The sequence below is a fragment of the Mycobacterium sp. E3251 genome (assembly GCF_001666835.1).
In the GTDB taxonomy this organism is placed as follows: Bacteria; Actinomycetota; Actinomycetes; order Mycobacteriales; family Mycobacteriaceae; genus Mycobacterium.
This window is the reverse complement of sequence record NZ_LZJF01000001.1, coordinates 1-1,232: the sequence shown is the minus strand read 5'-3', so window position 1 is coordinate 1,232 and position 1,232 is coordinate 1. Positions and strand designations below refer to the sequence as shown.

Here is a 1,232-nt window from a genome sequence, read left to right as displayed (position 1 = left end):
CACCGCGAAGAAGTCACCACGGCCCTCGTTCAGCGCGGTCAACGACCGCGACAGGCTGTTCAGCGTGGTGTTGATCTGCTTGCCCTTGCCGGCCAGCCCGTCGGCGAACGACTCGATGGCCTCACCGAGGGGGCCCTTGGGTTGCTCGGGTGTCGGCCCGAGTTTGGAGACGACATTGGCGAGACTCTCGCGCGTTTCGTCGAACTCTGTCGGAACCTGTGTGTGCTCGATGGGGATGACGGCGTTGTCGCCCATGACCGGACCACCGTTATAGGGCGGCTCCAACTGGATGCTGCGCGTCGCCACCACGGTGGGGGTCACGATGACGGCGAACGCGTTCGCGGGCACCTTGTACTTGTTGTCGTAGTGAAACGTCACTTTTATCTTGTCGCCGGCCAGCTCGATCTTGTCGATCGATCCCACGCGAATGCCCATGATTTGGACCTCGTCGCCGGCATAGAGTGCGTTGGCTTCCGGCAGGTACGCGACCACGGTGTTGGTGGCGACCTTCTGATAGAGCCGCCAGCCGAGGGCGCCGGCGAACAGGGCGAGCAGTACCACCAGCACGCCGATGACCGTCCGGGGCCGCGGTTTTCCGAAATCGGGGAATCTATTCAATTTTGGCTACCTCCCGTGCCGCCCGGGTTGATCAACGGAGCGGGCAGCTGGGGGCCGGGTCCCGGGGGCGCGGGCGGGCCGGGGGGCAGCGCGGGCGCGAACGTCGACGGTGGTGGGGTGGGGCCGGCGGGTTGCAGGTTCTCGGTGCGCGCGCCCGGCGGTGCCTGGATGGGCAGCGGTACCGGTGTGCCGGGGACATCGGGTGGTGCCTCGCCGGGGCGTGCGGCGATCGGGATGCCCGGCGACGGTGGCAGGCCGTTGGGGTTCGGTGGTGAGGCGGCTACGTCGATCGGCGCCGGGAAACTGCCACCGAACGGGCCGACGTCAACACCGGTGCACGGCAACGGGTTCCATGGCCGCGGCAGCGCGTCGGGTGGTGGGGTGTAGGAACACGCCGTTCCGGGTGGGACGGCCGGTCCCGGGTGATCGGGTGTGCCTTCGAGCACCGGCGGCGCGGGCGGTGGTGCGCCGTTGGGGAACCGGGTGCCGTTGGGGTCGGGCCAGCGGAACTCGGGCAGCCCGGCGCTGCGCCAGAAGTTCTCCGGGTCGATGCCGCGCTTCTTGAAGGCGGCGTCGACGAACGGCTGCAGAATCCAATACGGCAGCAGGTTGGC

General features: G+C 68.4%; 1 protein-coding gene and 1 pseudogene. Both read right to left on the bottom strand.

Features of this window, described 5'->3' with window-relative positions; translation table 11 throughout:
• Positions 1 to 618, bottom strand: a 618-nt coding sequence (locus tag A5697_RS00010; RefSeq protein WP_156673015.1) for an MCE family protein, incomplete at its 3' end; no start/stop codon positions are given.
• Positions 615 to 1,232: pseudogene (locus tag A5697_RS00005) on the bottom strand (mammalian cell entry protein); the annotation flags it as partial. The gene A5697_RS00010 and the pseudogene A5697_RS00005, both read right to left, overlap by 4 nt.